Source organism: Sulfurimonas sp. (assembly GCF_029027585.1).
Classification (GTDB): Bacteria; Campylobacterota; Campylobacteria; order Campylobacterales; family Sulfurimonadaceae; genus Sulfurimonas.
Window position 1 is genome coordinate 2,472,073 of record NZ_CP093397.1, and the last position, 24,236, is coordinate 2,496,308.

General features: G+C 31.2%; 29 protein-coding genes and 1 pseudogene. 23 read left to right on the plus strand and 7 right to left on the minus strand.

Annotated features, from left to right (window positions below):
* The 6 genes from MOV50_RS12770 to MOV50_RS12795 all read left to right on the plus strand — a co-directional run bounded on the left by MOV50_RS12770 (position 1) and on the right by MOV50_RS12795 (position 4,243).
* The gene (locus MOV50_RS12770) at positions 1–240 is read left to right on the plus strand and encodes a tetratricopeptide repeat protein (RefSeq protein WP_321778283.1); all 240 of its coding nucleotides are present in this window, start codon (positions 1–3) and stop codon (positions 238–240) included.
* Complete coding sequence (locus MOV50_RS12775) at positions 240–587, plus strand: CiaD-like domain-containing protein (protein ID WP_321778284.1); 348 nt, start codon at positions 240–242, stop codon at positions 585–587. Before MOV50_RS12770 ends, MOV50_RS12775 begins: the two co-directional genes overlap by 1 nt.
* Positions 584–1,420 carry a formyltetrahydrofolate deformylase gene (purU, locus tag MOV50_RS12780; RefSeq protein ID WP_321778285.1) on the plus strand — a complete coding sequence of 279 codons (837 nt, stop codon included), beginning with the start codon at positions 584–586 and terminating at the stop codon, positions 1,418–1,420. The genes MOV50_RS12775 and purU overlap by 4 nt, the downstream gene beginning before the upstream one ends.
* 8 nt (positions 1,421–1,428) lie before the next feature.
* Complete coding sequence (locus MOV50_RS12785; protein ID WP_321778286.1) at positions 1,429–1,899, plus strand: tRNA (cytidine(34)-2'-O)-methyltransferase; 471 nt, start codon at positions 1,429–1,431, stop codon at positions 1,897–1,899.
* 330 nt (positions 1,900–2,229) lie between these two features.
* Complete coding sequence (locus MOV50_RS12790; RefSeq protein ID WP_321778287.1) at positions 2,230–2,889, plus strand: LexA family transcriptional regulator; 660 nt, start codon at positions 2,230–2,232, stop codon at positions 2,887–2,889.
* A gap of 16 nt (positions 2,890–2,905) precedes the next feature.
* Positions 2,906–4,243, plus strand: coding sequence for an SH3 domain-containing protein (locus tag MOV50_RS12795; RefSeq protein ID WP_321778288.1), 1,338 nt, complete (start codon positions 2,906–2,908; stop codon positions 4,241–4,243).
* 6 nt (positions 4,244–4,249) lie between these two features.
* Here the strand turns inward: MOV50_RS12795 and MOV50_RS12800 are convergent, their stop codons facing one another.
* Both MOV50_RS12800 and MOV50_RS12805 read right to left on the minus strand, forming a co-directional pair.
* Positions 4,250–4,555 (minus strand): flagellar basal body rod C-terminal domain-containing protein, encoded by a 306-nt coding sequence (locus MOV50_RS12800; RefSeq protein WP_321778289.1) that lies wholly within the window; start codon positions 4,553–4,555, stop codon positions 4,250–4,252.
* A 68-nt stretch (positions 4,556–4,623) separates the two neighbouring features.
* On the minus strand, positions 4,624–5,823 hold the full coding sequence (locus tag MOV50_RS12805; RefSeq protein ID WP_321778290.1) for a tetrahydrodipicolinate N-succinyltransferase N-terminal domain-containing protein: 1,200 nt from the start codon (positions 5,821–5,823) through the stop codon (positions 4,624–4,626).
* A 75-nt stretch (positions 5,824–5,898) separates the two neighbouring features.
* Here MOV50_RS12805 and MOV50_RS12810 point away from each other — a divergent pair, with 75 nt between their 5' ends.
* On the plus strand, positions 5,899–6,402 hold the full coding sequence (locus tag MOV50_RS12810; protein WP_321778291.1) for an ankyrin repeat domain-containing protein: 504 nt from the start codon (positions 5,899–5,901) through the stop codon (positions 6,400–6,402).
* Positions 6,403–6,413: 11 nt separating this feature from the next.
* Here MOV50_RS12810 and MOV50_RS12815 read toward each other — a convergent pair whose 3' ends face one another.
* Positions 6,414–6,605, minus strand: a complete 192-nt coding sequence (locus tag MOV50_RS12815; RefSeq protein WP_321778292.1) for a hypothetical protein — start codon at positions 6,603–6,605, stop codon at positions 6,414–6,416.
* Between the two features lie 106 nt (positions 6,606–6,711).
* Between MOV50_RS12815 and MOV50_RS12820 the strand changes: the two genes are divergently transcribed.
* On the plus strand, positions 6,712–7,950 hold the full coding sequence (locus MOV50_RS12820) for an EAL and HDOD domain-containing protein (protein WP_321778293.1): 1,239 nt from the start codon (positions 6,712–6,714) through the stop codon (positions 7,948–7,950).
* Between the two features lies 1 nt (position 7,951).
* Here MOV50_RS12820 and MOV50_RS12825 read toward each other — a convergent pair whose 3' ends face one another.
* Positions 7,952–8,557 carry a DUF6166 domain-containing protein gene (locus MOV50_RS12825; RefSeq protein ID WP_321778294.1) on the minus strand — a complete coding sequence of 202 codons (606 nt, stop codon included), beginning with the start codon at positions 8,555–8,557 and terminating at the stop codon, positions 7,952–7,954.
* A 251-nt stretch (positions 8,558–8,808) separates the two neighbouring features.
* Here MOV50_RS12825 and MOV50_RS12830 point away from each other — a divergent pair, with 251 nt between their 5' ends.
* Complete coding sequence (locus MOV50_RS12830) at positions 8,809–9,096, plus strand: hypothetical protein (RefSeq protein WP_321778295.1); 288 nt, start codon at positions 8,809–8,811, stop codon at positions 9,094–9,096.
* 439 nt (positions 9,097–9,535) lie between these two features.
* Entirely contained in the window at positions 9,536–9,868 is a 333-nt protein-coding gene (locus MOV50_RS12835) for a lipoprotein (RefSeq protein WP_321778296.1), read from the plus strand.
* Positions 9,869–10,187: 319 nt separating this feature from the next.
* On the opposite strand, the gene MOV50_RS12840 is transcribed toward MOV50_RS12835, so the two are convergent.
* Both MOV50_RS12840 and aspS read right to left on the minus strand, forming a co-directional pair.
* Positions 10,188–10,775 (minus strand): adenylate kinase, encoded by a 588-nt coding sequence (locus tag MOV50_RS12840; protein ID WP_321778297.1) that lies wholly within the window; start codon positions 10,773–10,775, stop codon positions 10,188–10,190.
* Positions 10,775–12,527: pseudogene (aspS, locus tag MOV50_RS12845) on the minus strand (aspartate--tRNA ligase). Before aspS ends, MOV50_RS12840 begins: the two are co-directional and overlap by 1 nt.
* 99 nt (positions 12,528–12,626) lie before the next feature.
* Here aspS and MOV50_RS12850 point away from each other — a divergent pair.
* The 13 genes from MOV50_RS12850 (at position 12,627) to mrdA (ending at position 23,314) form a co-directional block, all read left to right on the plus strand.
* Positions 12,627–13,481 (plus strand): NAD(+)/NADH kinase, encoded by an 855-nt coding sequence (locus tag MOV50_RS12850; protein ID WP_321778298.1) that lies wholly within the window; start codon positions 12,627–12,629, stop codon positions 13,479–13,481.
* 83 nt (positions 13,482–13,564) lie between these two features.
* Positions 13,565–15,100, plus strand: coding sequence for an AAA family ATPase (locus MOV50_RS12855; protein ID WP_321778299.1), 1,536 nt, complete (start codon positions 13,565–13,567; stop codon positions 15,098–15,100).
* Positions 15,097–15,873: a TatD family hydrolase gene (locus MOV50_RS12860; RefSeq protein ID WP_321778300.1), complete on the plus strand. Its 777-nt coding sequence runs from the start codon at positions 15,097–15,099 to the stop codon at positions 15,871–15,873. Before MOV50_RS12855 ends, MOV50_RS12860 begins: the two co-directional genes overlap by 4 nt.
* Positions 15,874–15,930: 57 nt before the next feature.
* Positions 15,931–17,160, plus strand: a complete 1,230-nt coding sequence (locus MOV50_RS12865) for a lytic transglycosylase domain-containing protein (RefSeq protein ID WP_321778301.1) — start codon at positions 15,931–15,933, stop codon at positions 17,158–17,160.
* The gene (locus MOV50_RS12870; RefSeq protein WP_321778302.1) at positions 17,153–17,971 is read left to right on the plus strand and encodes a septal ring lytic transglycosylase RlpA family protein; all 819 of its coding nucleotides are present in this window, start codon (positions 17,153–17,155) and stop codon (positions 17,969–17,971) included. Before MOV50_RS12865 ends, MOV50_RS12870 begins: the two co-directional genes overlap by 8 nt.
* Positions 17,972–17,974: 3 nt before the next feature.
* Complete coding sequence (hisB, locus tag MOV50_RS12875) at positions 17,975–18,547, plus strand: imidazoleglycerol-phosphate dehydratase HisB (RefSeq protein ID WP_321778303.1); 573 nt, start codon at positions 17,975–17,977, stop codon at positions 18,545–18,547.
* On the plus strand, positions 18,544–19,038 hold the full coding sequence (locus tag MOV50_RS12880; RefSeq protein ID WP_321778304.1) for a KdsC family phosphatase: 495 nt from the start codon (positions 18,544–18,546) through the stop codon (positions 19,036–19,038). The genes hisB and MOV50_RS12880 overlap by 4 nt, the downstream gene beginning before the upstream one ends.
* Before the next feature lie 13 nt (positions 19,039–19,051).
* A complete protein-coding gene (gene lptC / locus MOV50_RS12885; RefSeq protein WP_321778305.1) occupies positions 19,052–19,576 on the plus strand; it encodes an LPS export ABC transporter periplasmic protein LptC in 525 nt (174 codons plus the stop codon).
* A complete protein-coding gene (gene lptA, locus MOV50_RS12890) occupies positions 19,573–20,052 on the plus strand; it encodes a lipopolysaccharide transport periplasmic protein LptA (protein WP_321778306.1) in 480 nt (159 codons plus the stop codon). The genes lptC and lptA overlap by 4 nt, the downstream gene beginning before the upstream one ends.
* The gene (gene yihA, locus MOV50_RS12895; RefSeq protein WP_321778307.1) at positions 20,049–20,663 is read left to right on the plus strand and encodes a ribosome biogenesis GTP-binding protein YihA/YsxC; all 615 of its coding nucleotides are present in this window, start codon (positions 20,049–20,051) and stop codon (positions 20,661–20,663) included. Before lptA ends, yihA begins: the two co-directional genes overlap by 4 nt.
* Positions 20,656–21,114: an N-acetyltransferase gene (locus tag MOV50_RS12900; RefSeq protein ID WP_321779675.1), complete on the plus strand. Its 459-nt coding sequence runs from the start codon at positions 20,656–20,658 to the stop codon at positions 21,112–21,114. Before yihA ends, MOV50_RS12900 begins: the two co-directional genes overlap by 8 nt.
* On the plus strand, positions 21,081–21,533 hold the full coding sequence (locus tag MOV50_RS12905) for a hypothetical protein (RefSeq protein WP_321778308.1): 453 nt from the start codon (positions 21,081–21,083) through the stop codon (positions 21,531–21,533). The genes MOV50_RS12900 and MOV50_RS12905 overlap by 34 nt, the downstream gene beginning before the upstream one ends.
* Positions 21,530–23,314: a penicillin-binding protein 2 gene (gene mrdA / locus MOV50_RS12910; protein WP_321778309.1), complete on the plus strand. Its 1,785-nt coding sequence runs from the start codon at positions 21,530–21,532 to the stop codon at positions 23,312–23,314. The genes MOV50_RS12905 and mrdA overlap by 4 nt, the downstream gene beginning before the upstream one ends.
* On the opposite strand, the gene MOV50_RS12915 is transcribed toward mrdA, so the two are convergent.
* Positions 23,304–24,233 (minus strand): calcium/sodium antiporter, encoded by a 930-nt coding sequence (locus MOV50_RS12915; RefSeq protein ID WP_321778310.1) that lies wholly within the window; start codon positions 24,231–24,233, stop codon positions 23,304–23,306. The two genes, mrdA and MOV50_RS12915, sit on opposite strands and share 11 nt — an antisense overlap.
* Positions 24,234–24,236: the final 3 nt, after the last annotated feature.

Genomic DNA, 24,236 nt, shown 5'->3' on the forward strand with positions numbered 1-24,236 from the left:
ATGCAAACTCTTACACTAGCAAATATTTATGAGCTTCAAGGACTTAAAGATGAAGCCTTGGATATATACAAAAATATCTTAAAAGAAAACCCTACAAATAGTGAAGCAAAAATCGCTATAAAAAGATTATCTGGAGAGAGAAGAAAGTTTTTGAATGTAAATACGCAAATGAAAGAGTTTTTTCTAAAAATGGAAGCAGATGTTGAATTTAATGAATTTGAAAGGTGGTTATTAAAATAATGGAATTAAAAGATGCAATATTATCAACATTGGCAGAGATGGAAGATAATGAAATGACTAAAAAAGTTTTAAGTAGTTCAATAAAGCCAAAAAAAATCAAACAAGTTCAGATGACTCGATCAAAACTAACACCAAAAATACAAGAGATAATTATTCCTACAACTGATGGAGAAATATTTTTTTTAAATTCAATGAAAGAAAGACTTCTTGTATTGTTTGAAGGTTTTCAAGCTCCAAACAATACAAATATAGAAGCTAAGCTAGATATGACTCTTAATTTTTTAGAGTACGCTTTAGCAAACATAGAACAAAGAACACAAGAGTTAGAAAAAGGAAAAAAAGCGTGAGTCAATATATAGTATTAATAGATGCAAATGATGAGAAAGGTTTAGTTTATAAAGTATCTACAATTTTTTTCAACAATAATTTAAATATAATCTCAAATAGTGAGTTTGTTGATAGAGATAATAATAAATTTTTTATGAGAAGTGTTGTTGAGGGAGATATAGATGCTGATAGTTTATGTGACGCTATTAAGAACACATTGCCTCAAAGTGCCAGTGTAAGAGTGGTAAAACCTAAAAAGAAAAATATAATCATAATGGCAACAAAAGAGCTACATGCACTAGGAGATATTTTAATTCGTCATGAGGCAGGGGAGCTAGATGCTAATATAGTGGCTGTTATATCTAACTACGATAAACTAGAATCTTTAGTAAACAAATTTGATATACCTTTTGTTTGTATTTCACATGAAGGTTGTGAGCGTCCAGAACATGAAGAAAAAATCATAAAATGTATAGATTCTTTTGAGAGTGTTGATTATATTGTTTTGGCAAAATATATGCGCATTTTAACTCCTAGGTTTGTTGAAACTTATGAGCATAAAATCATAAATATCCATCACTCATTTTTACCTGCATTTATAGGTGCAAACCCTTATAAACAGGCTTATGATAGAGGTGTAAAAATTATTGGGGCTACTGCTCATTTTGTAAATAACAACCTTGATGAAGGTCCAATTATTGCTCAAGAAGTTATACATGTAAATCATGCTTATGGCTGGAAAGATATGCAACGCTCTGGTAAAGATGCAGAAAAAGTGGTTCTATCTCACGCACTTAAACTAGCACTTGAAGATAGAATTTTTGTTTACGCAAACAAAACAGTTATATTTTAGGAGTTCACTTGTTTAATCTCGTTTTAGTAAATCCTCAGATTCCAAATAACACAGGTGCTATCGGGCGTTTGTGTGTAAATGCAGGTGCTTCTTTGCATCTCATTAAACCTATTGCTTTTGATATTGATGAAAAAGCTGTGCGTCGTGCAGGGCTTGATTATTGGGACAAATTAGATTTGCATGTTTGGGAAAGTATAGATGATTTTTTTGATAACAACGACATAAAAAATAACGCACACTTTGCAACAACAAAAACGAACAGACCATACTTTGAAGCAGAGTTTAAAGATGGTGACTTTATATTTTTTGGAAGTGAAACAGCAGGAATTCCAGAAGAGATTTTAAACAAATACAAAGAGCAAAATATAACTATCCCAATGACTAATGAGGGGCGAAGCCTAAACTTAGCAATAAGTACAGGTATAGTTTTATATGACGCTATAAGACAAAATTACACTAGTTTTAAAGGAAGTTTATAATGTGGATAATGAATGCAATAATGATGATACTTTTTGTATTATTTATGATTTTTATTTTAGGTGGTTACCACAAAAGTAAATACGAAAAACGAGAAAAAGACGAACTTAAAGATTAAAAAACTTTTTAGCCCACATTTCAATAGAATTCTCAAACCTTTCAAGTAGGCTTTGAGCGTTAATAATAATGATTGACATTTCATATCCTTTATTTAATTTACAAAATATTACAATTTTTTTAGTAAATTACTAAAAAGTATGACATTTTGTCATACTTTCTTTGACATTCTTTCAAAAATGTATTATAATTTAAAAAAATGTAGGAGAAATGTAATGAAAAGTTTTTTGGAAATAGTTGAAGAGATTAAGAGCATTGTATCTGCTGAGTATAATTCTAAGAAAATATTTGACAAAGATGTAGCTGATATACTTGGTGTATCTCAAATGAACTTTGCAACAATGAAAAAAAGAAATAAGGTTCCATTTGGTGAATTAATGGATTTTTGTGCATTGAGAAGTATATCAATAAACTGGATGCTGTATGGTCAGTCACCTGAGAGTCTTGTAGAGGCTACAAATAAATACTATATGATTAAATACTATAGTGATGTTAATGCAAGTGCTGGTGGCGGAACAGATGAGCAATGCGAAGAGATAGAAGAACTTGAGATTCCAGAGCAGTTTGTTTTTATGCTTGGCGGAGATAAAGATATAAAAAATATTGAAGCCATAAATGTTTCTGGTGATTCTATGGAACCTACTTTTAGTTATAATGATATAGTGTTTATAAATAGAGCAAAAACTGACCTTCAAAGAGGCGGTATATTTACTGTCAGAACAGAAGCTGGACTCTTTATAAAGCGTGTTCAAAAAAGAATAGATGGAAAAATAGATATAATATCTGACAATAAAGTTTACTCAACTCAAACGCTTAACCCTAATGAAATAGAGGTAATTGGAAGAGTTGTTTGTAGATTTGGTGATGTTGATTAATATAGGAAAAAATAATTTGAAATATATAGTTTTAGTTTTTATAGCGTTGTTGTTTGGTGCATGTTCTTCATCAGAAGTTAAAGTAAAAGAAAATATAAAAGAGAAACAAACAAAGAAAAATATAGAAATATCTGATTTAAAATTTATTCCTCAAGATGTGGATTTTTTTACAAAAGATTTAAACTTAAGTGTAAGAATATACAAAATTCAAAAAAAATATGAAAAGTACTACTTTAATGTATGGAACAACTCTAAGCCAAGAGAAAGTGTAGAAGAAGTTAAATGGCCATTTTATTCCTATAAAGTTGGTACTAGTTATGGAGAAAATTTTGCGTTATTAAAACAAGATTTTTTTGATGAGATGTTAGAAAATGCAAACTTTAGCGATTACGCAACTTTAAATAAAAAAGCAATAACTTTAAGGGAAGTAAATATAAGAGCTTTCCCGACGATTAAACCACTACTTAAAGACCCAACTATCGCAGGAGAGGGTTTTCCTTTTGATTATTTGCAAAATAGCACACTTCATGCAAACAAACCACTATTTGTTTCCCACTATTCAAAAGATAAAGAGTGGGTATATGTTTTTAGTAGTTTTACTTCTGGTTGGATAAAATCAAGTGAAATGGTTTTTTTATCGCAAAAACATGTAGATGCTTGGCAAAAAGCCCAGCAAGTTTTTTTTATAAAAGAAAATATCCCTCTTTATTCTAAAGATGGAACTTTCTTATTTCACTCAAAAATAGGAATGATGTTAGCCATCATATTTGAAGATGAAAATAAATATGAAGCTTTAGCTATCTCTTCATACAAAAACACTAAAGCGATGTTTCAAAGAGTTGAAATATCAAAAAGTATCGCAACAAAAGATGTTTTAAGTTTAAATAAAAAAGCGCTCACAAACATAATGAGTGAAATGTTTAAATCTAATTATGGTTGGGGTGGCATCTACGGACAAAGAGATTGCTCTTCAATGCTTCGTGACTTATATGCGCCTTTTGGAATTTGGCTACCTAGAAACTCATCTCAACAAGCAAAAGTTGGTAAAATCATTTCACTAAAGCATCTAAATAATGAAGAAAAAATTAAAATAATCAAAGAAAAAGCCGTTCCGTTTGAAACTCTTTTATATAAAAAAGGGCATATTGTTTTATATGTAGGTATTTTTAATGGGGAAATCATTATTTTTCATAATGTTTGGGGCATTAAAACAAATAAAGAAGGTAAAGAGGGTAGAGTAGTTGTTGGAAAAGCTATTTTTAGTACTTTAAAAGTAGGAAGTAATATTGATGATTTTGATAAAGAGTCTGAGATTTTAAAAAATTTACAAAGTATGAATATTTTAACGCAATAGCTAGGACTAAGCCTTTATATCTAAAAGTGTGCCAAGCATCTCGTCTTGCGTTTTAATAGCCGTCACATTAACTTCAGTTGCATCTTCGATGACTATTTGTTCTGGTAACTCTTTGCTTAAGTCAGTTTGAGAATTTGTCGAGCCATTGTTATCTGCTTTTCTAGTGTGGGTTGATACAGAATTTTCTTGATTTATAATTTTTGTGTCAGAAGGTATATAGCCAGTGGAGTTTACATTTGCAATATTGTTTGCATTTGTATTCATCATAGTTTGATGAGCTTGTATTGATGAAATGTTATTTGAGATATTCATAAACTTACTCCTTTTACCTAATATTCATTATAGTATTAAGAAACTAAAAGTAAGTTTATGTAAGAAATTTAGTGTAAATCAGCGTTTAATTTAATTTCTCTTGTTGAACGAGAAGCTGTAACTTCACCTGTCATTGAATTTTGTCTAAAGTGGATACCATTAAAAAATGCTAGTTGTTTAGCTTTGAAAACTTCGCCTTTCATATTGGTGTTTGTATTTACTTCCATGATTTTTTTAAGTTCCGCTGGATAGATGCCAACTTTAGTACCTTCTAAAATAGATAAACCAGCATCTATGATACAAGCATCTCCAAGAGGAATCCCGCAAGTAGAGTTTGCTCCAAGAAGTGTATTTTTACCAATAGAGATAGGATTTCCATCTGTTCCACTTAGTACGCCAAGTATAGACGCTCCACCGCCAACATCAGAACCATCTCCTACGATAGCAGAAGAAGAAATACGACCTTCAACCATAACAGAACCAGTAGTTCCTGCATTAAAGTTGATATATGAAGCACCAGGCATTACTGTTGTTCCAGCAGCTAGTTGTGCACCAAATCTTACTTTAGAAGTATCTAGTATTCTTGTGTTGTCTTGAGGAATGATATGTTGTAAGAATCTTGGAAATTTATCAACAAAATCGATATGCGGATACTCATTTGCAAGTTTTAACTCTATTTCAAACTCTCTTAAATACTCAAGTTCGATTGGTTCACCTCTTGACCAAGCAACATTTGGAAGTGCTCCGAAGGCACCATCCAGATTTAAATCTCTTAGAGGAACTTTTGCTTGAGAAAGTGCATACAACTTAAGATAAGTTGCCTCAACACTTTGCAATGGAGCATCATCAAAAATAAATGTTACTTTAAATTCTCCCTCAAAACTTCCACTATTCACTATTTGTGCATAAAGTGCAGAAATAACTTGTATGTTTTTGTGAGCATCTCCGTAAGCTTCATCAGAATATGGAGTAAAAGCTTTTAAACAATTTCTTAAAAATTCTAGATTAATATCAAAAACAATTTCACTTTTTGAAAAATCTACCTCTTTACCTTGCTCTGCTAACGCTCTTACAAAAATAGTCGCACTGCCAAAATTTTCATCCCAATTTATAAGGGGGTAAGTTGCTTGAAGAGTTTTTTCTACATTTAGCTGACCTAAATCTACTCTACATATACCAAATGCCAAAGGATCTCTATATCCATCTGTTGTTGACTTTATATCTTGTATCAATGCTTTAAAGGCATCTGTTGTTTGTATGATTTCCATGAATTCTCGCTTAAGTAATTTTATGTTGGGATTATACTAAAAAAGTACTAATAAAGTTTTATATATACTTCCATTATGGATAAATGGATAGAATATTTAAAAGATAATGATTTTATAAGTGTTAAAAAATTCATCAGAGATGGTGGAAATGTAAATGAGATGAATGAAAGTGGAGAGTCTGTTTTAGCATACGCACTTCAAAAAAGATGTGATATGGATTTGTTAATGCTACTAATAGATAATGGTGCTGATATAGATGAGTTTGATGATGAAGGTGTTAGTATCTTAGATAATGCTATTGCATTTAACTCTATCGAGTTGGTTCGTTATATGATAGACAAAGGTATAGATGTAAATAGAACAAACAGAAGAAGTAGATTTACTCCTTTGATGGGGGTTGCTTGTTATGGAAGGGCAGAAATAGCAGAACTTTTTTTACAAAAGGGTGTAGATAAGGAAGCTGTTGATGTAAAGGGCTTTAGTGCTGTTGATTTTGCAAGAAAGATGAATAAAAAAAGTATTTTAAAACTTTTAGATTATGACGAAAGCTCTGCACCAAATAGGGCTTATGCTAGGTAAATTTAAGAATATTAATTAAAAAATTTACCTTGTCTTTCATCATCTAAAGGCTTTCTTTTCTCTTTAGCTAGCCATTCTTGTAGAAGTGACTCTATGACTTTACTTAAACTCATTTTGTATCGTCCTCTTGAGTATTTCATTGATTCGTCCCAAGTATTTCTATCGATAAGAAGACTTCTAGTTATTTCATCTTTTGGCTTCATATTTACCTCAAATATATAGTATACTATATAGTATCTATCTTTGACTTGCTGTATGCTTAAGAATATTCTTGTATAATAATAAGAAATACCTAGACAAAGAGTAGAAATGAATACAAGTTTATATATTGCAAGACAGCCAATTTTAGATATGAATGAGAATATTTTTGCTTATGAACTACTTTATAGAGATTCAACTCAAAGTTCAAATATTAAAAATGATAGGCATGCAACCGTTACAGTTTTAAGCAATGTACTAAACAAGTTTGGCGTTAAAAATCTTTTAGGAGAACACAAAGCATTTATAAAAGCTGATAAAAAATTTCTAATGCATGATGTTGTTCTTTGCATTCCAAAAGAGCATTTTATATTTGCTATTGGAGCAAATATAGATTTGAATGAATTTGTAGAACAAAGAATTATTAAACTATATGAAATGGGCTATACCTTAGCCATTAATGATGTTCTCTTATCCATAGATATAATTAAAAAATTTTCTAAACTACTTAAATATATTTCATATTTTAAAGTAGATATTAATAGTTTAGCATCTACGGTTGAAAAATTGCGTGAGTATCCTGTTGAAATAATATTTACTAAGGTTGAAACTCATGAGATGTTTGAAAAAGCAAAAATACTAAAAGGGGATTTTATTCAGGGTTATTTTTTCTCTAAACCAAAAATATTAAAACAAGAGAAATTTGATCCAAATTCACTAAAAGCGATAAATCTATGTAATTTTATTATGAGTAATGTTACTGTTGATGATATAGTTAGAGAGTTTGAAAAAAATCATGCGATTTCTTTACAACTTCTAAAATTTGTAAATTCAGGCTCTTTTCACTTTAGAAATAAGATATCTTCAATTCGTCAAATTCTTACTCTAATGGGAAGAACTCCATTGACTGAGTGGCTCATGCTTATGGTTTACTCTACAAATGCTTCAGAACAAGACTCAGAAATACAAAGCCCACTTTTACAACTTCTTCAAAATAGAACTAATTTGATGGTTACTGTTTCAAAGCAGATTCAAAATAGTGATGTTGTTGATTTATCATCAAAAGTCTATTTTTTAGGAGTCATATCGTTGTTAGATAGCCTCTTTAATGTAGAAATGGAAATAATTTTAGATGAGTTAAGTATCGATAGTACTATTAAAGAAGCGTTGTATAGCCAAGATAGCTTACTCGGCGAGATATACATGTTTGCTAAAAACTTAGAAACTTTTAATGTTAAAGATGTTGAAGATTTTTGTGATAAGTACAATATAGAAACTCAAGAGTTGGAAAAATTAACTTTTGATGTTATTCAAAGTGCGACAGAGTTTGAAAATTCAAAAAATGCGTAATTTACGCACTTTGCAATAGTTTAAAGAAGTTTTTATAACTATCTACAACTTCTTGATTTTTCCTATTTAGTATATAAAATTCTATTGCTTTTTTCCCTAACCTTGGTATATCGTTTTTAACTGCCCAAGAACTAACTGTTCCTTCTGGAACTTCTAAGATTTTTGCAAGATTTTTTTGTGTAATTGCTAGTGTGTGACAAACATCTTTTACAACATTACTCTTTACTTTTTTTATTTTTCTTGGAGGTTTAACTAAATCCATAGCTTGGGGTTTATTTTCTATTGTGCTAATATCATCAGATTTTTTTTCTATCCACTCTATAACATCAGTTGCATTGAGCACCCATTCTCTAGCATTTAGTGATTTTACAATTTCATTACAAAATTTTACAGCATTTTTGGAGGCAAATTCTGTGTTACTTATTTGATGAAGGATAGAAAATGCTAGTTGCATAGAGCCAGAGCCACCAGTTCCCCAGTCAAAACCATTTTTTGATTTAGCAAAAAGATTATATTTTATTGGTAATTCTACTTCTCCATAAGTAACATATCTGCTTCCAAGTAGTGCCTTGTATCCTTTAAATACATAGTTGTTTCTAGTTGTCATAATTCTCTCTTATATTTTAAAAGTGTAATGTTGATTGTCATTTTTAGAGTTTACATTTTTTGAAGAAAAAGATACTCTGTAAATAACATAACTAATTAACACTAGCAATAAAAATACCAATAACCAAACTAACATGATCAAATTCCTTGATTTATTGTATATTTATATCGACAAAATCTATATTTTATTAATATTTTTGTTTTTTTTAAGTAGAATTGCACAACTAAAGACCATAAATTTAAGGAAAAAAAATGTCAAATATAGAAAAATTAGAAGACCTTCTTCTAAAAAGCGTTATTCCAGATATAGAAGAAAGACTAGATGAAATCTTTGAAGAAATCTCTGATAGTAAAGAAGCAAGTTCAGATGCAAAAGAAGAGATAGAAGAACTTCGAGAATTTAAAGAAGATTTAAAAGATGTTTTAAATGATATAACAAACGGGGATATAGAAGAAGATGAGGCTAAAGAACTAATAGATGATATCTTAGAAGCACAAAAGGGTGATGAAGAAGATTTTGGCTTCGTAGAGGAAGATTAGCGCTTATTAACATTCCCCTAACATATAGATAATACTATTTTATTATCTATATCAAGGGGTCCATATGAATTGGCGTAGTAAAACTGAAGCTTCACTCGAAGTATATAATTGCCCCTAAAAATGAGAGTGTAAAAACAACTGTTATGAGCGGAGTTAAAATAGGCAGTATGAAAGCTGCCTAAAAAGTATTTTTTGATACAATTACGAAATCTTATGTAGCAGTTTAATCAGGTGTTGCACTTACTATTTGAATTGGCGTTTTATCTTTTTTGAAAATAAATCTTACTGAATTGGTGTCTTAGATTTTAGGGGGCATTATATTTAGCTAATTCCATATTTTTAACATATCATTTGTATATCTATTATTTTTTAATTTAAGATTTTTTTGTATATAATGTGTTTGAATAAAAAGTTGTATTTTTCAACAGAAGGAGATTAAATGAAAAAGGTATTTATTTATTTTATTGTTATCGTATTTGCTTTGACCGGATGCGCAACACATAAAAATGAAAAGTCGCTATTGGAGAATGAGGGATCGGGGAGTTTTTTAAACCTCTCTAGTGAGAAGAATAAAAGCTTAGAGAAATCTGGGGTGACATCATGCAGCTGTCCTGGATTTAACTATACTGCAGGAACAGGAGCATTGAGTAGAAGCTATCACGCTAGTCAATGTTCAGCTTCATGTCCATCTTCAAATTATGCTTCTTGTAATTGTATGGTTACAAGTTTTTCAGTGGCTGGAACTTATTATAACTCATGTGGATGTCGATAAATATAATAAGCATCTACATATAGAGGAAAAATTCTTTCTCATTCCACCTTCCCCAAGATGGAATGAATAGAAAATATTTAATTTGATTTTGACATATTAAAAAGTGTGGAGAATGGAAAAGTAAAGGTAATATCGTTCAGCGTACTCAAGAGCTACAATCAATTATTAAATATCAAAAGAAAAAAGCTATTTCAATTAGAAAGTTCTATTCCTTATCAAAATTTAATACAAATGCTTATACACCAGTTTACAACTGATAAAATAAAATTGAGCGTATAAATCTACAAGTAAACTTGGGAATTATAGAGAAGGTATCGAACTATATTTTAGATTGTACAAAACTTCCCATCTCAGAGACTATTGTCTCGATAGTTCCTTCGCCAGAAATTACTTTTAAAACATTTTTAGAAGTGTAGAAAGCTTGTATGTCTGCTAGAGGTTCAGTGTAGACTTTCATACGGTTATCAAAGACTTCATTGTTGTCATCAGCACCACGAGCACGACCAAGAACTCTGTCTCTTGCAGTTTCTTCGCTAACTTCAACTTCTATGACGCTACAAAGCTCTAAAGATGAGTCATCACTACATAGATATTCATCTAAAGCGTTTAACTGCTCCATACTTCTAGGGTAACCGTCAATGATGATAACATTATTAGGTGCATTTTTAATCGCATTTACAATAGTTTTAATAGCTATGCCAATAGGAACTATAAGTCCCTGTGAAATATAGCTATCTATCTCTTTTCCTATCGCACTACCACTAGTAACTTCAGCTCTAAGCATATCACCTGTTGAGTAGTGAGTGATATTATCATTGTTTTGAGCTATCAACTCAGCATCTGTTGTTTTTCCAGAGCCTGGCGCACCAATGATTAAAAAGAGTTTTTTACCTTTAGTTTTTATCACTATTTTTGCTCTCTTAGGCGAATATGTAAATCTCTAAGCTGAGTATTATCAACCGCACTTGGAGCTTTTGTTAAGATACAAGAAGCTTTTTGAGTTTTTGGAAAAGCTATAACATCACGAATACTAGATTTTTTAGTTATAAGCATCATAATTCTGTCAAAGCCCATAGCAAAACCACCATGCGGAGGTGCTCCAAACTTAAGTGCATCTAGTAAGAAACCAAATTTTTCTTGTGCTTCTTCTTCACTAATGCCAAGAAGTTTAAATACTTCTGATTGAACAGCTTCTTTGTGGATACGAATAGAACCACCACCAAGCTCTGTACCATTTAAAACGATATCATAAGCAATGGACTCTATCTCTTCAACATCATCTTTATCTGTATCTTTTGGTTGCGTAAATGGATGATGAAGTGCTTTTACTCTTCCGTCTTCAACTTCAAACATTGGAAAATCAACTACCCATATAAACTCATAAGCATTTTTATTTATAAGATTCATTTTTTCATGCTCAGCAATAAAGTTTCTAAATCTTCCCATATAATCTAAAACAGTCTTTTTATCACCTGCACCAAAGAAAACAACATCACCAACTTCAAGCTCAGTTCGCTCTATTAAAAGAGCTATATCTTCTTCACTAAAAAACTTAATAAGTGGACCTTTTAGTCCATCTTCTTTCATTTGAAAGTATCCAAGTCCATGAGCGCCAAACTGGCGTACAAATGTTTCAAAACCTTTCATCTCTCTTTTAGAAAATACCAAATCAGCACCAGGAACTCTAAGAGCTTTTATGCGGTTCACATGGGGTTTCTTAGCTATATTTGTAAAGATTTCATTATCGCATCTCTCAAAAATATCAATTACATCTACCATTTTAAGGTCATATCTCATATCTGGTTTATCAGAACCGTAAAGCTCCATAGCATCGTTATAAGTTATACGGTTAAAAGGAGGTTTCACATCAACGCCACAAGCACCAAACATAGCAACAAGAAGTTCTTCTGCAATTTTCATAACATCTTCTTGGTCACAAAAACTCATCTCAACATCTATTTGAGTAAATTCTGGCTGTCTGTCTGCTCTTAAATCTTCATCACGAAAACATTTTGCTATTTGAAAATATTTATCAAATCCACCAACCATTAAAAGTTGTTTAAATAGTTGTGGTGACTGAGGAAGAGCGTAAAACTCTCCACTGTGAACACGAGAAGGTACAAGATAATCTCTCGCTCCCTCTGGAGTTGATTTTGTTAAAATAGGTGTTTCAACTTCTAAAAAAACCGTTTGCATCTAGGATATTTCTAGCTGCTATGGCTGCTTTAGAACGAAGACGAAATGCTTCATACATAGCTGGGTCACGAAGCTCTAAATATCTATATTTTAGTCTTGTTTCTTCTCCAACATTTGGGTCACCAATTACAAAAGGGATAGGAGCACTTTTATTTTCAATAATTAACTCAGTAACTATAATCTCAATAGCGCCTGTCTTTAGACGAGGATTTGTTAAACCTTCTCCACGAAGGCGAACGGTACCCTTTGCTATAAGAACATACTCATCACGAACACCATCTGCAACTCTGTGAGCATCTGCTCCATCTGCTGGATCGCAAGTTAGTTGAATAAGACCTGTTTTGTCGCGTAAATCGATAAAAATAATCCCACCATGATCACGATAACTATTTGCCCAACCAGCTAAAACAACATCTTTGCCTACATCTTTTTCACTTAAATTTGTACAATAATGACTTCTCAAAATATAGAATCCTATATATAATTTTCGCGATTATATCCAAAGTAGTCTTATGTTAAGTAGTGGAGGGTATAATATAGAAAAATATTATAAAGAGTGATTTTGCATAGTAAAAATATTAAAAAAGTTGGTGTAATTCTTAGACCTTCTACTCCAGAATTAAAAAGCACCTTTCATAAAATGGAAGAAATTTTTAACAAGTATGATATTGATGTGTACCTTGACAGTGCGAGTGGTGACATGATAGAACTTGTTGGAATGGACTTTGATATGCTTTGTCAGAGAGTAGATGCTTTAGTCACTCTTGGTGGTGATGGAACACTTATCGCCACTGTTAGAAAATCTTTTGATTATAATTTACCAACCTTTGGGGTTTATGCTGGAAATCTTGGTTTTTTAGCAGATGTCAATATGGACGAACTTGATGAATTTGTACAAAACATAACTCTTAAAAAATACAGAATAGATGAGCGTTCCGTTCTTGAAATCATAATGACAATAAACTCAAAACAAACAAAAATGTATGCTTTTAACGATATAGTTTTAACTCGTCACTCAGTGTCAAATATGATTCATATCGAAACCCTTATCGATGGAAAATCTTTTAATACTTACTATGGAGATGGCGTTATAGTTTCCACACCGACAGGTTCAACAGCTTACAATATTTCAGCAGGTGGACCTGTTGTTTTCCCTCTATCAAATGTTTTTACACTAACTCCGATTTGCCCTCATTCACTAACACAAAGACCGATGGTTTTGCCAGGTACATTTTCTATGGAGATGAAAACACCTCGTGCAAATGCTATGGTTATAGTAGATGGACAAGATATACATGAACTTGCTCAAGGGGAAAGTGTTTACATAAAACTAGCCGAGAGAAAAGCAAACCTTATCCACAGAGAAGAGTTTAACTATTTTGATGTTTTAAAGGAAAAGCTTAGCTGGGGTGAGTAAATATGACAAAATGCAATATTTTATAGCAAAATACAAAAAATACTATACAATTTCTCAAATATTAAAAATAACAAGGCTATAAAATGATAGAGAGATTTTACTTAAAAGAGTATCTTAGTTTTAAAAATGTTGAGATAGCACCAAAGTCAGGTTTAGTTGTATTTACTGGACCTAGTGGAAGTGGTAAATCAATACTTATGAAGTCTATACTTTCATCTTTAGGAGCTGATACCTGCGAGGCATCTTTATGTGAGTCAAGTGTTACTTGGGATATAAATAATGATGAATATTCTATTGAAAATGAAGATATAAATACCTTTAAGTATATTAAAAAAGAAAAAGCAAGATATTTTATAAACAATCAAAGCATCTCTAAAAAAGCAATTTTAAAGCTAACATCAAACTATTTGCGTCACCTTAGTTTAAAAGATTTCAGTGATTTTGAAAATGAAAATCTTATCTCAATTTTAGACAATAGAATTCAAAAAAACTCCCATGATATATTTAGTTTAAAAGAGGAGTATAAAAACACTTTTTTTGAATATAAAAAAATAAAAGCAGATCTAGAAACTTTAGAAAAAGAAGAAAAAAAGATTGAAGAATTAAAAGAATTTGCATCTTATGAAATAACTAAAATACAAGAAATAAACCCACAAATATCAGAAGATGAAGAGTTACTTAAAATAAAAAAAGAACTCTCAAAAAAAGAAAAAATACTAGAAAAAATATCTTTAGCAAATTCTATTTTTGAAAATGAGCATTTTGTTAGTGGTGCACTAGATGCTCTCGAAGTTGACAGTTCATTTTTTGATGATTCTATGAATGAACTAAGAGCTATGTTTGAGAGTGCTGAGGCTAGGTTTACTGCCTTAGAGGATGTTAATATAGAAGATGTATTAAACCGCATACAAGAGATAGCAGGGCTTAAAAAAAGATATGGAAGCGTTGAAGAAGCCATCAAATATAAAGAGCAAAAAATTATAGAGTTACAAAAATATGAAAACATTGAAATAACAAAAGATAAGCTAATAAAAGAAGAAAAAAAACTAAATAAAAAAGTAAAAGAGTTGGCTGTAACTTTAAGTAAACTAAGAACAAAAGAGATAGATGCTTTTAGCAAAGACTTAAATTGTTATTTAAAAGAGTTGTACTTAAGAGATGCTCAAGTTGTTTTGAAAGACATGGAGCCTACAGAGTATGGAAAAGATGAAGTTTCAATATTACTCAATAATACTCAGTTGCAAAAAATAAGCACAGGAGAGTTCAATAGACTTCGCCTTGGAATTTTAGTTTTAAAATCAAAATTTATGAATGCTGATGGCGGTATTTTAATGCTAGATGAGATAGATGCTAATCTTAGCGGGGAAGAGTCTATGAGTGTTGCAAAAGTGCTAAAACAGCTTTCAAAACATTTTCAAATTTTTGTTGTATCTCATCAGCCTCAACTAACTTCTATGGGTGAACAACACTTTTTGATATATAAAGATAAAGAAGAATCAAAAGTAAAAGAACTTGATTTTAAACAAAGAGTTGATGAAATAGCTAGAATAATTAGCGGAGAAGATATTTCTAAAGAAGCGATAAGTTTTGCAAAAGAACTTTTGGAGAAAAACAGATGATAATAGATACGCATATCCACCTTGATGACGACAGATATAAAGAGGACTTAGAAAAGCTTCTAGATAGAGCAAGAGAAGCTGGAGTAAAGAGGTTTATAATCCCTGGAGCAGATCCAAGAACTCTTAAAAGAGCCATAGATATTGCCGAAGCACATAATGATGTTTATTTTGCAGTTGGTGTTCACCCTTACGATATGGAGTCTTTTGATAAGCTTGATTTTGAAATGTATGTGAGTCATGAAAAATGTGTGGCTATTGGTGAGTGTGGACTTGATTATTATAGACTTGAAGGTAGTGATAGTGAAAAAGAGAGTGAGAAGCAAAGACAACAAAAGGTTTTTATATCACAAATAGAGTTGGCAAAAAAATATAAAAAGCCTTTGATTATTCACATAAGAGATGCTTCGAGGGATTCAAAAAAAATACTCCTAGATTCTAATGCAAAGGAAGTAGGAGGGGTCCTTCATTGTTATAATGCAGATGAAGAGTTGCTAAGCTTGGCAAATCAAGATTTTTATTTTGGCATTGGAGGTGTAGTTACCTTTAAAAATGCAAAAAAACTAGTAAATGTGTTACCTAAGATTCCTTTAGAAAAATTACTTATCGAAACAGATGGACCATACTTGACTCCAATGCCTCATAGAGGCGAGAGAAACGAACCATTTTATACTACTTTTATAGTAGATAAAATATCTTCTATTTTAGAGCTACCTATCAAGAAAATCAAAGATATAACAACGCAAAATGCCCAAAAACTCTTTGCTTTACGGTAATATTAATATATTTTTAGTTAAAATGTAAACTTTAATTTTAATAATAAGAGTTGCTTCATGATTAGATATTTTTTACTACTACTTTTACCAATTTTTCTTAGTGCTAGTTTAACCTTTAGCGTTAACCATAACAAAGAAGTTGCTCTCCTAGAGTCTTTTGATATTGAACCATCTTTTATTTACGACCCAATTATGAATAAAATGAGAAATAAAAAAACCTCTATTCATAAAGACAAGCATTTCTTTAAAGCGATGGACGATGCTTACACTTTTATACCTGCAATTAAAAGAATTTTAACAGAGCATAATGTTCCTGCTGAATTTTTATATCTTGCAATGGCAGAATCAAATTTCTCAACTAGAGCGTATTCAAAAAAGAGAGCTTCTGGACTTTGGCAGTTTATGCCTAAAACAGGAAAGCGATATGGACTTAAAATAGATGAGTATGTTGATGAAAGAAGAGATCTTATTAAGTCCACTGAAGCAGCGGCAAAATACTTAACACATCTTCATAAAAGATTTGGTAAGTGGTACTTAGCGGCAATAGCTTATAACTGTGGTGGCGGGCGACTTAGTAAGGCGATAAAAAGAGCAAAGAGTGATGAGCTCTCTATTTTGCTTAATCCAAGAAAAAAATATATTCCTAGAGAAAGTAGGTTTTATATACGAAAAATCATTGCTCTTGCTATGGTCGGGCAAGATGAAGAGTTTTTGATGAATAGCGAGTATGAGCATCTACTAAACCGAGCAAATGCTTATTCTATCTCAACAATTAAACTACCTAGTGGTGAATCTTTGAGAAGAGTTTCAAAAATAGTTGGTATTCCTTTAAGTGAATTGAAAAAATTAAATAGACACCTAAAGTATGATTTTGTACCTCCTTATTCGAAAACTTACGATGTTTATATTCCTTATGTGAAATTAAGTGAGTTCAAGAAAAAATATCATCCTGAACCTATACAAAATATATATAAAATTCATGTTGTCAGAAGTGGAGATAATCTATCAACCATAGGAAGAAGATATGGCGTTTCATATAGGGTTATTATGGATTTTAACAAGCTTAAACATTCAAGATTGCGATTGAAGCAAAAACTTATAATTCCTATCGATAGTAGAAAAAAACTTAAAAGAGTAAATACAAGACACTACTATATGGTAAAAAAAGGAGATACTTTAGAGTCGATTTCAAAAGCATACAGAGTAAGTATTGCAAGTCTAAAGAATCAAAACCATTTAAAAAGCAGTCTTATAAGAGTTGGCGATAGGTTAAAAGTTAATGAGTAGATTTCTTTCTATTATTTTAATCATTTCTGTTATTTTTTTCACTGCTTGTAGCACAAGAGGCAAGAGGGTCTATAGTAACACGCCTTATAGTGCACCAAAATCATACTCATCTAACAAAAGTAATTATAGTTCATCAGTTAGCAATAAAAACTATTCTCATCCAACAATGAGACCTTATGTTATCAGAGGTATTAGATATTATCCAACAGTTGTTAGTGTTGGAGATAGATTTAGTGGACGCGCTAGTTGGTATGGTCCAGATTTTCATGGCAAGCATACTTCAAATGGTGAAAGATACAATATGTACGACATGACAGCGGCACACAAGACTTTACCTATGAATACTATTGTAAAGGTTACAAATCAGAGTAATGGTTTAAGTATTATAGTTAGAATAAATGATAGAGGACCTTTTATAAATACTAGAATTATAGATTTATCTAAAAGTGGTGCAAGTAAAATTAATATGATTGCGACAGGAACAGCTCCTGTTGAACTCGAAATTTTAGGCTTTGAAGTTAAAGGTAAAAAAAGAATTCCTACAAGAAAAGAGTTAAAGAAATCTCCTCAAAGAAAATCTATTTCTGGCTTTGCTATTCAAATAGCTTCTTTTTCAAATATAGATGGAGCTTTAAAAACTCAAGAGGCTTTTGATAAAAAAGATGGTTACTCAACAGTTATAAAAGATATACAAACAGAAAATGGCAGGGCTTTTAAAGTTTGGTTAAAAGGCTTTAAGAGTGAACAAGAAGCAAGAGATTATAAAGCACAAGGGCATTTTAAAAATGCATTCATAGTAAGAGAGGAATAATAAATGATAAATAAAACGAGAAAAACAAAAGAAACCAATATTGAAATTTCTTTAAAGTTAAATGGAGAGGGAAAAAGTAACATCGACACAGGCGTAGGTTTTTTTGACCATATGCTTGAGAGTTTTTCTAAGCACTCTTTGATTGATTTAGATATAAAATGTAAAGGTGACACTCACATAGATGACCACCATAGCGTCGAAGATGTTGGTATAGTTCTAGGTAGTTTACTTGCCGAGGCTTTGTATCCTGTAAAAAATGTGGAGAGATTTGGAAGTGCAAATATTGTTATGGACGAAGCTTGTGTAACTTGTGATTTAGATTTAAGCAATAGACCTTTTTTGGTTTATGAATCTCCAGTTATTGGTAAAATTGGTAATTTTGACAGTGAGCTTGTAGAAGAATTTTTTAGAGCCTTTGTTTTAAACGCTAGAATTACAACGCATATCATAACTCTCAGAGGCAAAAATAAACATCACATAGTTGAAGCATCGTTTAAAGCCCTAGCAGTTGCTATTCGTCGTGCTACAACAAAAAATGAAAGAGTTGGTATTCCTAGCACAAAAGATGTTTTATGATAAAGCTAATTGTTTTAGATGTAGATGGTTGTCTTAGTGATGGCAAACTAACATATTCAGCAGATGCCATTGAGAGTAAAAACTTTAATGTAAAAGACGGTCTAGGTATTACCACTTGGATTAAGATTGGAAATAAAGTTGCGATTATCACAGGAAGGGATTCTAAGATAGTAAAAAAACGCTCTGATGAACTTGGCATACAGCATCTATATCAAGGTATAAAAGATAAAGATAGAGTCTTAAAAGAACTAATAAACTCTCTTGGTTTGAAATATTATGAAGTTGCTGCTATTGGTGATGACTTAAATGATTATAATATGCTAAGTGCAGTAGGAAGAAGTTTCACGCCAAATGATGGAGTAAAAGAGATAAAAGAGATAGCAAATAAAGTTTTAACTTGCAAGGGTGGTAGCGGTGCTGTTAGAGAGATGATAGATATGCTCGTTGATGACAATAATCAAAGAGAAGATTTTATGAAAGTCTGGCTATAAAAGTAGTAATAATTTGAATATAAATATATTTTTCTTAACAATATCAGCAGGATTATTAATGATATTTGTTGGCTTTAAGCCTTTGGATATCAAAGAGCAAGAGTTTGTTGATGTGCCTCTTTTTAAGCTTGTGTCGTTTACTCTCCATGAGTTTGACAACAAAGGCTTAGTAACCTTAATGAAAGGTTCACAAGGGATAAGATATAAAGATAGATATAAGGTTCTTGATATCGACTATACGGATAATTCAAAAGAATATATCGCGAATATGCGTGCGGATGAGGGACTTTATAAAGATATAGATGATAGTGTTGATTTAAAAGGTAATGTGTTTTATAATAGAGAAGATGGTTTAATTTTTCAAACAGATGAAGCAACATACAGTAAAAAGACTCATATTGCTAAAACAAAAGCTGAGTATGTTATGTACAGAGGTTTAAATAAAGCAACAGGAACTAAACTAGTGTACAATAATAAATCAAATCAAATTAAATCAAAAAATATTACAATAAACTATAAACTAAAAGAGAAAAAATGAATAAATATTTAATAAGCTTAATGCTTTTCTTGACAGTATCTTTAAATGCCCAAGAGTTAAAGATAAAAGCCAATCAGTTTAATGCTGATGAAAACAAGGGTATTTCAATATTTCAAGGAAATGTTAATATAATAAAAGGCTTAGATGAGCTTAATGCTACAAAAGTTACAGTCTTTACAAATAAAAAACACCAGCCAACAAAATTTATAGCGATAGGTAACGTTTCTTTCGTTATTACAACAAAAACGGGTTCACTATATCGCGGGAAAGCTGGCAGAGCAATTTATATGCCTTTGATAAAAGAGTACCATTTTTTTAAAAATGTTCATTTAAAGCAGGTTGATGAGAAAAAGGAAATTATCGGTGATGAAGTTGTACTTAAAACCATCGAAGGTAAAGCTTACGCTAAAGGTGCAAGAAAAAAACCTGTAATTATGATTTTTAAAATGGCACCAGAAAAAGAGGAACAAAAATGATAGAGATAGTTGACTCAAAGTTTATAACATCTGCGCCAAATATTAATGGAGCACCAGATGCTAAAGAGCAAAATGAAGTTGTATTTATGGCTCGTTCAAATGTAGGAAAAAGTTCTTTGCTTAATGCCTTAACAAACCACAAAGGTTTAGCTAAAGTGTCTTCTACTCCTGGTAAAACAAGACTTATAAACTACTTTGATGTAACTTTTATAGATAGAGAAAATTCTCAAAAAAGTATTGCAAAATTTGTAGATTTACCAGGGTTTGGTTACGCAAAAGTTTCAAAATCAATCAAATATGGTTGGGAAAAAAATTTAACTGATTACATCTCTGGGCGAGAGCAGATTAAACTTTTTATTCATCTTATTGATTGTAGGCATCCGCATCTAGACATAGATACATCTGTGAGTGAATTTTTATTTGATAATTGTCGTGAAAATCAGTATATTTTGCAAATATTTACAAAAATAGATAAGTTAAACCAAAAAGAACAAAATGCTCTTAGAAAACAATTTCCAGATGCTATGATGGTTTCAAGCTCTAAAAAAAGAGGGATGCAAAAAGCTATTAAGGTCATTTATGATATTTTGCATCAAGACTCAGATGCTTAATTACCAAAAAGCACAACTTAGCGATATTGCTAATATGCAAGAGCTTGTTAATCCTGAAATAGAATCAGGAATTATCTTAAACAGAACAAATGATGAAGTTGCTACTAACATAAGGTCTTATACACTTTGTTTTTATGATGGAGAACTTATTGGCTTTTGTGCCATGCATATCCATACCGAGTATTTAGGAGAAATTAGATCGTTAGTGGTTAAACAAAGTGCTAGAGGTAAGAAAATAGGTGAAAAGCTAGTAGAACGATGCCTAGATGAAGCAAAAGATTTAAAACTGCAAAAGGTTTTATGCTTGACATATAAGCAACTATTTTTTGAAAACTTAGGCTTTGTAGAAATTTCCAAAGATTCTATTCCCGAACACAAGATTTGGGCTGACTGTATTAAATGTAAACACTTTCCAGTATGCAACGAAGTATCATTAATCAAAACCCTTTAGCGCCATTCGCTTATGTTATACTCTTTATAGCATACGAAAGCCTAAGTAGCATTTACCTTTTTCTTCCTCCTCTTTTTGCTGTTCTTTTTGTATTTTTTATAAATGCTATTAAAAAAGAGGATTCCCTCGAGATATTTTTAGTATCTTTTTGCCTTATTGTTTATGAATCACAAATGGGTTTTCCGCTTTTTAGTTCTATTATCTACTTTGGCTTAATTTACAAGTTTGTAATGCCAAAACTAAAGAAGAACTTTGACTGTAAATCTTGTATAAAAGTAGCATCTGTCGTGCTTTCTTACTTTGGATTTTATCTTTTCTTAGTTCTTCTTTCAAATATTTTTTTATTGCCAATGCCTTCTATGAATTATTATATGCTTTACTATATAATAATTGAATTTTTTATTGTGAGCATTTTATGAAAATTAAATTTATTCTTGGTATTTTTATATCTATATGGTTAGCACTTATTGTTAGGATTTTTTTTCTTGCAGTAGAGTCAAATAGCTACTACGCAAAACTTTCTCTCTCAAATACTATAAAAAGTGAAAAAATAGTTCCAGTAAGAGGTGAAATAGTAGATAGGAACAATAAGCCAATCGCTATCAATAAACTTGGCTTTAAGATACAACTTCGTCCGCATCTACGCTTAAAAAAGAATATAAAATCTTTTAATGAAGAGATAGATAACCTTATAAAACTTCTTCCTATTTTAAAAAAAGAAAAGCTAATTAAAAATTATATTAAAAAAGATTCTTATTATAATCATAACCATATTGATATTGTTCATTTTATATCGTATGAAGATATTATGCCTGTATATTCGATATTAAATTTAAGAGAAAATATTAAAATAGTTCCAGCTCCTAAGCGACACTATCCATATGAAGAAGTGGGTGCACATGTCATAGGCTATGTATCTCGTGCAAACAAAAGAGATATAAAAGATGACAAACTTTTAGAGCTTATTGGCTACATAGGAAAAACTGGTGTTGAAAAATCGTATAATACATACTTGCAAGGTACAGCGGGACTCAGAAAGATAAAAGTAAACGCTAACAATCAAGAAATACAAGAATTATCTCATGTACTTGCGCAAGAAGATAGAAAATTAACTCTGTCCATAGATATAGAACTTCAAAAATATATATCATCTATGTTTGATAAAAAAGCTGGTGCTGTAATTGTTATGAGCGTAGATGGAGAGATACTATCTGCTAGTAGTTTTCCTGAGTATGATTTAAATACTTTTGTATCTGGCATCTCCCATAAAAAATGGAAAAAATTAAGCACAAGCCTTGATAAACCATTTACAAATAAGCTTATAAATGGACTTTACCCTCCTGGTTCAACAATCAAAATAGGACTAGGCTTAATTTATATTACAACAGAAATTGATGATAAGTGGAGCGTCGATTGTAGGTCCTCCATGCCTTTAGGTAAGCGTGTGTTTAGATGTTGGAAAAAAAAAGGACATAGAAAAACTTCTATAAAAAAAGCAATACGAGAGAGTTGTGATGATTTTTTTTACAAAGGCAGTCTTCAAGTTGGTATAAAAAAAATGAGCGAAGGTTTACTCAGATATGGACTTGGTCAAAAAACAGGTGTTGATTTACCAAATGAGTTTATAGGTATTGTTCCATCTCGTGAGTGGAAAAGAAAAAAATACAATCGTCCTTGGTTTATTGGAGAAACAGTAAATACTTCCATAGGGCAGGGTGATTTTTTAGTAACACCTATGCAAATTGCACAATTTACAGCATTGATGGCAACAGGAAAATTACCTACACCACATTTTGCTAAAATGATTGGAGATAAAAAATTTGAAGCAATATCAAAAGATGTTCTAAATGAAAAAGAGTTAAAAAAATTACCATTGATACAAAGAGCTATGTATGAAGTCTGTAACTATCCAAAAGGTACAGCGACACAATATTTAAGTTCAAAAGTTAGGATTGCTGGTAAAACAGGAACCGCTCAGGTTGTTGCTATTATGCAAGATGTAGAAGATAGGGTTTTAGAGCATGATATGTCTTATTATAGTCGTTCTCATGCTTGGTTTACCTCTTATGGACCATATAAAAATCCTCAGTTCGTAGTTATGGTAATGGTTGAACATGGGGGACATGGTGGAGCAGCAGCAGGTAAAATAGTTTCAAAAATTTACAATAGATTGTTGAAGTTAAAATATATTAAACAATAGCGTTTTGTAAAAATAAAACTAAAATGATTAGCAAAAATATTGCTCCTGCTTTGTTGTAAAGCTTGTTTGCTAAAATAAATAACAGAGTTATAGATGCCCCTACCAGAATAAGCATATCAAATTTTGTTGTGATTAAATCAACAGTAAGTGGATTAATTAGAGAGGCTGCGCCTAAAACCATAGAAAAATTTGCAACATTTGAACCAATGATATTCCCGATGCTCATCTCAGCATTACCTTTTTTTACAGCCACAATAGAAACAACTAACTCAGGCAACGAAGTTCCTAGTGAAATTAAAAAGATTCCAATTATCCACTCACTAATTCCAAAAACCCTTGCTATATCTGTACCACTTTGGATAACAAAACTTGCACCACCAATAGTTAGCATAAAACCAATGATTAACAATATAATAGTTTTGCCCCAAAGAAATTTTTCTTTTGCCAAACTATCATCTACTGAACCCTCTAGGTCATCTTTAGAGTCGCTAAATAGAAAAACAATATAAGAAACCATAAGAAGAAGATATAAAAAACCATCAAGTCTACCTATTACCCCATCTTGCACCATTATAAAAAATACAACTAATGGGATAACAACCCAAGCGCTATCTTGAGCAAAGAGATTTCTTTTAGGATGCATTTTTTTACTGACTAAAAATACAACTCCCAAAACAAGAGTTATATTAAAGATGACACTACCAACTACATTTGCAACTGCCATATCACTTTTACCTTGTGAAGATGCCATCATAGATGCTGCCATTTCTGGTAGAGATGTACCAAATGCTATAAGAGTTGCACCTATAACAAACTGTGAAATATTAAAATGCAGAGCTATTCTTTCAGACTCTTTTATTATAAAATCAGCTCCATAAATCAGAGCCGACATCGCAGCAATAAAAATTACAAAATCCATATT

What these genes read in the sequence shown, in the direction of transcription:
- MOV50_RS12905 (WP_321778308.1), top strand. Translation starts at nt 21,081, where the DNA reads ATGCAACGAAGTATCATTAATCAAAACCCTTTAGCGCCATTCGCTTAT.
- MOV50_RS12805 (WP_321778290.1), bottom strand. Translation starts at nt 5,823, where the DNA reads ATGGAAATCATACAAACAACAGATGCCTTTAAAGCATTGATACAAGAT.
- lptA (WP_321778306.1), top strand. Translation starts at nt 19,573, where the DNA reads ATGAATAAATATTTAATAAGCTTAATGCTTTTCTTGACAGTATCTTTA.
- MOV50_RS12770 (WP_321778283.1), top strand. Translation starts at nt 1, where the DNA reads ATGCAAACTCTTACACTAGCAAATATTTATGAGCTTCAAGGACTTAAA.
- MOV50_RS12775 (WP_321778284.1), top strand. Translation starts at nt 240, where the DNA reads ATGGAATTAAAAGATGCAATATTATCAACATTGGCAGAGATGGAAGAT.
- MOV50_RS12900 (WP_321779675.1), top strand. Translation starts at nt 20,656, where the DNA reads ATGCTTAATTACCAAAAAGCACAACTTAGCGATATTGCTAATATGCAA.
- MOV50_RS12825 (WP_321778294.1), bottom strand. Translation starts at nt 8,557, where the DNA reads ATGACAACTAGAAACAACTATGTATTTAAAGGATACAAGGCACTACTT.
- yihA (WP_321778307.1), top strand. Translation starts at nt 20,049, where the DNA reads ATGATAGAGATAGTTGACTCAAAGTTTATAACATCTGCGCCAAATATT.
- MOV50_RS12830 (WP_321778295.1), top strand. Translation starts at nt 8,809, where the DNA reads ATGTCAAATATAGAAAAATTAGAAGACCTTCTTCTAAAAAGCGTTATT.
- mrdA (WP_321778309.1), top strand. Translation starts at nt 21,530, where the DNA reads ATGAAAATTAAATTTATTCTTGGTATTTTTATATCTATATGGTTAGCA.
- hisB (WP_321778303.1), top strand. Translation starts at nt 17,975, where the DNA reads ATGATAAATAAAACGAGAAAAACAAAAGAAACCAATATTGAAATTTCT.
- MOV50_RS12865 (WP_321778301.1), top strand. Translation starts at nt 15,931, where the DNA reads ATGATTAGATATTTTTTACTACTACTTTTACCAATTTTTCTTAGTGCT.
- MOV50_RS12800 (WP_321778289.1), bottom strand. Translation starts at nt 4,555, where the DNA reads ATGAATATCTCAAATAACATTTCATCAATACAAGCTCATCAAACTATG.
- MOV50_RS12870 (WP_321778302.1), top strand. Translation starts at nt 17,153, where the DNA reads ATGAGTAGATTTCTTTCTATTATTTTAATCATTTCTGTTATTTTTTTC.
- MOV50_RS12860 (WP_321778300.1), top strand. Translation starts at nt 15,097, where the DNA reads ATGATAATAGATACGCATATCCACCTTGATGACGACAGATATAAAGAG.
- MOV50_RS12915 (WP_321778310.1), bottom strand. Translation starts at nt 24,233, where the DNA reads ATGGATTTTGTAATTTTTATTGCTGCGATGTCGGCTCTGATTTATGGA.
- MOV50_RS12810 (WP_321778291.1), top strand. Translation starts at nt 5,899, where the DNA reads ATGGATAAATGGATAGAATATTTAAAAGATAATGATTTTATAAGTGTT.
- MOV50_RS12835 (WP_321778296.1), top strand. Translation starts at nt 9,536, where the DNA reads ATGAAAAAGGTATTTATTTATTTTATTGTTATCGTATTTGCTTTGACC.
- MOV50_RS12855 (WP_321778299.1), top strand. Translation starts at nt 13,565, where the DNA reads ATGATAGAGAGATTTTACTTAAAAGAGTATCTTAGTTTTAAAAATGTT.
- MOV50_RS12815 (WP_321778292.1), bottom strand. Translation starts at nt 6,605, where the DNA reads ATGAAGCCAAAAGATGAAATAACTAGAAGTCTTCTTATCGATAGAAAT.
- MOV50_RS12790 (WP_321778287.1), top strand. Translation starts at nt 2,230, where the DNA reads ATGAAAAGTTTTTTGGAAATAGTTGAAGAGATTAAGAGCATTGTATCT.
- MOV50_RS12880 (WP_321778304.1), top strand. Translation starts at nt 18,544, where the DNA reads ATGATAAAGCTAATTGTTTTAGATGTAGATGGTTGTCTTAGTGATGGC.
- MOV50_RS12820 (WP_321778293.1), top strand. Translation starts at nt 6,712, where the DNA reads ATGAATACAAGTTTATATATTGCAAGACAGCCAATTTTAGATATGAAT.